The sequence below is a fragment of the Rickettsia sp. genome (genome assembly GCF_965035265.1).
In genome coordinates, this window is the sequence record NZ_CBCDJS010000070.1 from 1 (window position 1) to 6937 (window position 6937).

Below are 6937 nucleotides of genomic sequence, written 5' to 3' on the forward strand. Positions count from 1 at the left end.
ATCACCTTTACTAACTTTAGTATTATTGGTTACCGATAGATTAGTTAAAACACCGCTAACTTCAGCACTAACATTTGAAATATCTGCATCAATATAAGCATTATCCGTGGATTGTGTATTTGCCCAAACATAAATTCTATATCCAAAATAAATAAATATTACTAGAACTATACTAAGTATATATTTAGCGAATGGGTGATGCTTATATTTTAGGATAATTTGTGAGATATTCAACATAATTAATTTGCATTAAGTTTAAAGAGTGCTTACAAAGTTATTCTAATTAGATTTAAAATTAACTTTGTAGGTTTTGTGAAGGAAAATTAAATTATTTGTATTTTTAGATATTTTTGAGTGAAAATTAATAAGATTTTTGCAGTAATAGTTGTTCCTATTTCAAAAAAATCTTATAATTTGTAGCAAAAAAGAGCAAAAATAGATTAATTTAATTTTCCTTCACAGAACCTAGGTATCCTCTATGTTTAAAAAAGTAACAAATTGGTATAGAAAGAATATATATAACTGCAATTAATGGCATTGAATACCATGGATATATGATAAGATTTATAATAACAATAGCAACTAAAATCATTGCAAGGGATAAATACTCAGGTTTAATACTTAAATTTTTTGTTGAGATTGTAGGGAGTCTACTAGCAAGTAGAAAAGCTATAATAGCTAAATATATATTAATTGTTATAGTGTGAGTACGGGTATTGATATTTAATAGCGTACCGATTTCAAAATCTATCATTACAGGCATTAAAGCGAGTAACGCACCGCATGGAGCAGGTACACCGGTAAAAAAATATTCAGCTTTTTTATCTTGTTTTGGTTGAGAAATACCAACGTTAAAGCGAGCTAAACGCAAAGCCATACACACTATAAATAACAGCATTACTGCTGATGAAAATACTTTATACTCATATTGTTGAAAAGACCATAAATATATTAGATAAGCAGGAGCTATACCAAAATTAGCAAAATCGCATAATGAATCAAGTTCTGCACCAAATGGGCTGGTTGCATTTAGCATCCTTGCTATTCTACCATCGATACCGTCAATAATTGCTGCTACTATAATGCAATATACCGCAAGCTCCCATCTGCTATCTAAAGCAAATTTTATAGAACTCATGCCGGTTACAAGCCCAAGCAACGTAATAAAGTTGGGAATTAATTTTATTATAGGTACAGGCTTAGTTATTATAGGCTTACGAATTTTTAACAATTTTAATACTCAAAATGTATGGTATAAAAAACGTCATTGCGAGCGACTGCAAGGAGCGTGGCAATCTCATAAAACAAACTCCTGAGATTGCGGACGTACAAATTACCTTGTAATTCTCCTCGCAATGACGAGTAACTACTTTCTCTCAAACTTAAATTCTGCTGTTTTTTTACGTCCAAAATCAGCAATGATAGTTTCACCGCCTATAGCAGTCTGCCCTTTACTCACTAATAAAGCTGTTTTCAACGGTAGATAAACATCTACTCTACTACCAAAACGAATTATACCGTATCGCTCGCCCGTTTTAACTTCATTACCCTCTTCTAAATCACAAACTATACGCCTTGCTATAAGTCCGGCTATTTGAACAAAAACAATTTTTTGTCCTTGATCAGTTTCCATTAATACTGATTGACGCTCATTATAAACACTGGCTTTATCAAGCGAAGCATTAAAAAACTTTCCGGGATTATAATGAAGTGCTAAAATTTTTCCGTTTGCTGGAATTCTATTAACATGAACATTAAAAATATTTAGAAAAATACTAACTCTAATCATTTCCACATCACCAAGCCCTAATTCCGGCGGCGGCAATGCTTCTTTGATTTCTTGAATTACTCCATCTGCAGGGCTTATTACCAGATCATCGTTTATAGGAACATGTCGATCGGGATTACGAAAGAAGTAAATACACCATGCAGTGGCAATAAACCCAATACAACCAAGTTTTTCATTAAATGATGCCAATAAAAAGCTTACTAATGCAAAACTAGCAATGAATATATATCCCTCGCGGTGAATAATTTTAAATAAATCATTATATTGTTTCATTTTAATCTCTATGAATCTCCTTATTATTTTAACTATGCCTGCTCGGCTTTATCTTCTTGCTTCTCATTCTCGTCTTCATCTTCTTCTTGAGGGGTAGTTTGAGCTTCTTGAGCAGAACCAAGAGCATATACGCATAAATCCGGAAGCGGGACACCGTTTTTTTTGGCAAGATCATTTAGCTGTGATATTGCTTTCATAACCTCATCAGGAATAGTACCGCCTCTTTCGTCAGATAACCATTTTGCTTGAAATTGCAGCGGATGATGCCCTTCTTGCGGCGTACCTATATAAAACCTAAACTTGGCTCTTTGTCCACCAAAATCGCAGTCAAATTCAAACTCTTTATAATGTGCCATAACTTTATGAATTAATAATTATATTAATATTATTATATTCTAACAATAAAAATGCAAATCTAAAATAATTTCTTGTCTAAGAGGCTACTGCATGAATTATTTTAAAGCTAATTAAATGCTTTTTTACTACAAATTATAAGATTTTCTTGAAATAGGAACTACTATTCCTTCCAAAATCTTATTAATTTTCGCTATAAAATCTTTTTAATTATCAATTAAAATTTATTTACTGATAGCCTCTTAGCAATATAGCGATTTGAATATATAAATTTATCGCTAGAATCTATAATTATCCCGCCTGCTTCCTTAATAAGAAGCTCAAACGCATAATATAACGTAAAATTTAATAATGATAAACATATTAAATCCGCTTTACCTGAAGCTACAAGCATAGCCCCGTAGCAAGGAGAGCCAAAAGATCTAATATTATCTATCTCCTCCAAATTATCATAATTTAAACCTTCAATAATTGCCAAACAATTCTTTAAATCGTCATTATCGGAGACTCTAAGTCTTAATCTTTGATCATTAGAGTTTAAATTATTTTTTTCTACCCAAGCTCCTTTACCTTTTTCAGCATAATAAATTTCATTAAGAACTGGGAAGTATATTACTGTAGAACTTGGAGATAAAGCTCCTTGAGTTTTTTTTAAATAAGTTATAGATACCGCAAAAAAAGGTATGCTTCTAGCGAAATTATTTGGACTATCTATAGGATTCACTAAAAAAACACTTTCATAATTATTATTTAAATCAAATTGATCTTCAGGAAAAAATAAATCTTGTGTATGTTTTTGTAATTCTTCACATAATAAAGTTTTTAATCTTAAATAAGATCGCCTACAAAATTCTTCATTTCTTACAGAATTTTTTTGTAGCATTTCGAGTTCTAAAAAATCTCTGTGCAAAAACTTAACAGCTTTACGCAGGGCATTAATTAATAAATTAGTTATAGGTTGCATTTGATTTTAATAGTTAATTTATTGTGTCATTTACGCTTTTAGAAGCGTTGTTGCATGGCTCATTTTATGTCATTCCCGCGCAGGCGGGAATCCAGAAAAAAGTATAAATACAGCAAATTTTTGAAATTAAAAGCTCGATTTATCTTGCTTTATGCTGGATTCCCGCCTACGCGGGAATGACATCGAGTGTGCTTTTCGATCCATGTAACAACGTCGTTTTTACCTAGGAACGACATCCATAGTTCAATAAAACAGCTTACTTCGCTCGCTCGACATATGTCATATCATCAGTTTTAACAACAATTCTTTCTCCTATTTCTAAATATTGCGGCACTTTAACTTTAATGCCGTTTGTTAAAATTGCCGGTTTATAAGAAGCAGTAGCGGTTGCTCCTTTTATTATCGGATCAGTTTCACTAATCTCAAGTATAACAGTTGGAGGAAGCTCAATATTTAAAGGCTTTTCATTATAAAATTCGACTTTAACAACCATATTTTCAGTTAAGAAAGGTAATTTTTCTTCTAAAATTTTCTTGGAAACATTTATTTGATCAAAATGTTTTGTATCCATCAATACTAAATCATCACCTTCAAAATATAAAAATTGATAATCTTTTTGCTCAAGTTCGGCTTTTTCTAAATAATCGGAAGAACTGAATCTATCGTTACGCTTTGTACCTGTTTTTAAATTTTTCATCTCAACTTGTACATAAGCTCCACCTTTCCCAGGTTGTGTATGTTCCGGCGTTTTACTTACAACCCATAAATCATTATTATAAACTAATATGTTACCTGTTCTAATTGAATTTGCTGAAATTTTCATATATTATACATTTAAGACTTAAAATTAAAGTATAAATATACAAATTATTTCCTTTAAAAACAAGAATTTAATCTTATGACCACAATATTAGTAGTAGACGATATAGAAACCAATATTAAATTACTAACAGCCAAACTTTTAAAAGAGTATTATACGGTTCTTACTGCAAATAGCGGCAAAGAAGCATTAGCAATTCTGAAAAAGGAAAAAATTGATATTATACTACTTGATGTTATGATGCCGGAAATGGATGGATTTGAGGTATGTAAGATTATAAAAACCAATTCGGAAACTACTCATATACCGGTTGTAATGGTAACTGCACTTTCCGATATTGATGATCGAGTTAAAGGTCTTGAAGCAGGAGCTGATGAGTTTTTAACAAAGCCTATTAACGATACTGCTTTATTTGTAAGACTTAAATCGCTATCTAGAATGAAAAGCTTAATTGATGAGTTAAAGCTTCGTAATAGCACTAATGCATTATTAGGCGTAACAAATATTGAAATGCATGACACTTTTGCAGATAAAAAAATATTACTAATTAATGATGATGTAGTACAAGCTAAAAATATAAAACAAATGTTACTTAAGATTACCCAAAACGTAAAGGTGATAAGTAATTCCGATGAATTAGATATTATAAATGAATATACACCCGATTTAGTAATTATCAGTAGTACGCTCGAAAATGAAGATCCTTTAAGAATCAGTGTTATTTTAAGAGGCAAAGCAGAAATAAGCGGCGTTGTAATAATTTTACAAATTGATGAAGACGGTATGCCTTTGGTTGTGAAAGGTATTGAACTCGGTATTAATGATTATTTCGTTTATCCTATAGAAGAAAGCGAATTGCTTGCTAGAATTAGAACACAATTAAGGCGTAAGCAATATCAAGATAATTTACGTAATGATCTTGAACAAAGTGTTAATTTAGCAGCCAAAGACGGCTTAACCGGCTTATTTAATCGTCGCTATTTCGATATACACCTCAAACAAATGATTGAGAAAGCTAATAAAGAAAGTATAAAATTATATTTACTTATGTGCGATATCGACAATTTTAAACATGTAAACGATACTTACGGTCATCAAGCAGGCGATAAGGTTTTAACAATTGTATCCCGTATTTTGAAGAATACTCTCAGAGTAACAGACTTAATAGCAAGATTCGGCGGTGAAGAATTTACTATACTCTTAACGGATATAGATATTTCTAAAGCGATTGAAACTGCGGAGAGAGTTAGAGTTAAAATAGAATATATGGATTTTCCCATTGAAGATCAAATTGAACCTTTAAAAAAAACTATTTCAATCGGGGTTACGGAATATAAAAAAGAAGAATCAATAGAATCTTTCATTGAACGTGCTGACAAAGCTATGTATGAAGCTAAAACAACAGGTAAAAATAAAGTAGTAAAATTATAATTGATTTTTTAAAGTAAAAAAAATAATGAGAAATTCTTCCAAAAAACATCTTGATTTACCATATAGACCAGGGGTCGGCATGATGATATTAAATGCCGATAACCACATATTCGTCGGTAAAAGAATAGATACAAAAATATCTGCATGGCAAATGCCGCAAGGTGGGATAGTTCCCGGCGAAACTCCAAGTATTGCAGCAATGCGTGAGATGTTAGAAGAAATAGGAAGCGATAAAGGATATATTATTGCTGAAAGCAAATGCTGGTATAGTTATGATGTACCAAGCTTTTTAATACCTAAATTGTGGAACGGTAATTTTCGTGGGCAGAAACAACGCTGGTTTCTAATTAGATTTACCGGGAATAATGAAGACATTAATATAAATATGCCTAATCCCGAATTCGACCAATGGCGCTGGGCATCACTTGACGAGCTATTATCCATTATAATTCCTTTCAAACGGAAACTTTATCAAGCCGTCGTAAAAGAATTTGAATCATTAATTCAGTAGACCTTTTCGGAAACGAGGGTTTAGAGAGGGTTCCCTCCGGAGACACTTCACCTCGAACCGCAGCGTATATAGACATACGTGAGGAGTGACCGCTCACTGTCGCCTAGTTCGTGTGACCGGCGTTGTTGAATGGTTCAAGAAAAAAGTGCTCGGTGTCATTCCTGCGGAAGCAGAAATCCAGCATAAAGCGAGATAAATCGAGCTTTTAATTTCAAAAATTTGCTGTATTTATACTTTAAGCATAGATTAAATTTTAGGCATAAGTGTAAGATATTTTACATTTGCTGGATGAGGCGTATTGTTTTGCATTTGTTCTTTTAATTCTTCTAGAGTTTCAGCAAATTTTGGAATTTTAGTAAGATAATTTTCTATTATTTTTATTGCCTCCTGTTTTCTTCCTAAAATATAATTTATTATTGCTAAAAATTCTATTGTCTGCCCCCCTGTATACGGTATATTCCAACTATGTTTTGTTTTCTCATCCTCATGTAATAATGGTATTATATCATCTAAATCTTTAAGTTTTGAAATAAACGATAGATACCCTCTTTCTAACATTTCTTTTATTTGTTTAATTAATTCACTATCTATTAATGATTGACTCTCTTGATTATCCTTAAGCTTAAACCACATATATTTATTAGTTAAAATATAATGGCCTGAAAAATCAAGACAAAATATATGAACAATGTACTTGGTAATGTTGCTTAAAATTAAGCTGCTATTTGTTCATAATGTTGTACGTAATCCAGATAAACATTCATAGGTTTTTTATACCCAATACTTGAATGGAAT

General features: G+C 31.6%; 8 protein-coding genes and 1 pseudogene. 2 read left to right on the forward strand and 7 right to left on the reverse strand.

Annotation, left to right across the window (positions count from 1 at the left end; translation table 11 throughout):
* From AC1Z7D_RS05220 to efp, 6 genes and pseudogenes are all read right to left on the reverse strand, one after another.
* Positions 1-237, reverse strand: a pseudogene (locus AC1Z7D_RS05220) (HlyD family secretion protein); the annotation flags it as partial.
* A 208-nt stretch (positions 238-445) separates the two neighbouring features.
* Complete coding sequence (gene pssA / locus AC1Z7D_RS05225; RefSeq protein WP_482602585.1) at positions 446-1231, reverse strand: CDP-diacylglycerol--serine O-phosphatidyltransferase; 786 nt, start codon at positions 1229-1231, stop codon at positions 446-448.
* Positions 1232-1366: 135 nt separating this feature from the next.
* Positions 1367-2062: a phosphatidylserine decarboxylase gene (locus AC1Z7D_RS05230; protein ID WP_482602587.1), complete on the reverse strand. Its 696-nt coding sequence runs from the start codon at positions 2060-2062 to the stop codon at positions 1367-1369.
* A 32-nt stretch (positions 2063-2094) separates the two neighbouring features.
* Positions 2095-2418 (reverse strand): DUF2610 domain-containing protein, encoded by a 324-nt coding sequence (locus AC1Z7D_RS05235; RefSeq protein ID WP_482602589.1) that lies wholly within the window; start codon positions 2416-2418, stop codon positions 2095-2097.
* A gap of 215 nt (positions 2419-2633) precedes the next feature.
* A complete protein-coding gene (locus AC1Z7D_RS05240) occupies positions 2634-3380 on the reverse strand; it encodes an inositol monophosphatase family protein (RefSeq protein ID WP_482602591.1) in 747 nt (248 codons plus the stop codon).
* Between the two features lie 256 nt (positions 3381-3636).
* Positions 3637-4203 carry an elongation factor P gene (gene efp / locus AC1Z7D_RS05245; protein WP_482602593.1) on the reverse strand — a complete coding sequence of 189 codons (567 nt, stop codon included), beginning with the start codon at positions 4201-4203 and terminating at the stop codon, positions 3637-3639.
* A 75-nt stretch (positions 4204-4278) separates the two neighbouring features.
* Here efp and AC1Z7D_RS05250 point away from each other — a divergent pair, with 75 nt between their 5' ends.
* Both AC1Z7D_RS05250 and AC1Z7D_RS05255 read left to right on the forward strand, forming a co-directional pair.
* Positions 4279-5631 carry a PleD family two-component system response regulator gene (locus AC1Z7D_RS05250; RefSeq protein WP_482602595.1) on the forward strand — a complete coding sequence of 451 codons (1353 nt, stop codon included), beginning with the start codon at positions 4279-4281 and terminating at the stop codon, positions 5629-5631.
* A 25-nt stretch (positions 5632-5656) separates the two neighbouring features.
* Positions 5657-6142 carry an RNA pyrophosphohydrolase gene (locus AC1Z7D_RS05255; RefSeq protein WP_341786975.1) on the forward strand — a complete coding sequence of 162 codons (486 nt, stop codon included), beginning with the start codon at positions 5657-5659 and terminating at the stop codon, positions 6140-6142.
* Between the two features lie 246 nt (positions 6143-6388).
* Here the strand turns inward: AC1Z7D_RS05255 and AC1Z7D_RS05260 are convergent, their stop codons facing one another.
* Complete coding sequence (locus tag AC1Z7D_RS05260) at positions 6389-6775, reverse strand: hypothetical protein (RefSeq protein ID WP_482602597.1); 387 nt, start codon at positions 6773-6775, stop codon at positions 6389-6391.
* Positions 6776-6937 lie beyond the last annotated feature (162 nt).

Excerpts from the sequence above, each read along its gene's own strand:
- AC1Z7D_RS05240 (WP_482602591.1), bottom strand. The coding sequence starts at position 3,380 with ATGCAACCTATAACTAATTTATTAATTAATGCCCTGCGTAAAGCTGTT.
- AC1Z7D_RS05235 (WP_482602589.1), bottom strand. The coding sequence starts at position 2,418 with ATGGCACATTATAAAGAGTTTGAATTTGACTGCGATTTTGGTGGACAA.
- AC1Z7D_RS05260 (WP_482602597.1), bottom strand. The coding sequence starts at position 6,775 with ATGTGGTTTAAGCTTAAGGATAATCAAGAGAGTCAATCATTAATAGAT.
- AC1Z7D_RS05230 (WP_482602587.1), bottom strand. The coding sequence starts at position 2,062 with ATGAAACAATATAATGATTTATTTAAAATTATTCACCGCGAGGGATAT.
- AC1Z7D_RS05250 (WP_482602595.1), top strand. The coding sequence starts at position 4,279 with ATGACCACAATATTAGTAGTAGACGATATAGAAACCAATATTAAATTA.
- AC1Z7D_RS05255 (WP_341786975.1), top strand. The coding sequence starts at position 5,657 with ATGAGAAATTCTTCCAAAAAACATCTTGATTTACCATATAGACCAGGG.
- efp (WP_482602593.1), bottom strand. The coding sequence starts at position 4,203 with ATGAAAATTTCAGCAAATTCAATTAGAACAGGTAACATATTAGTTTAT.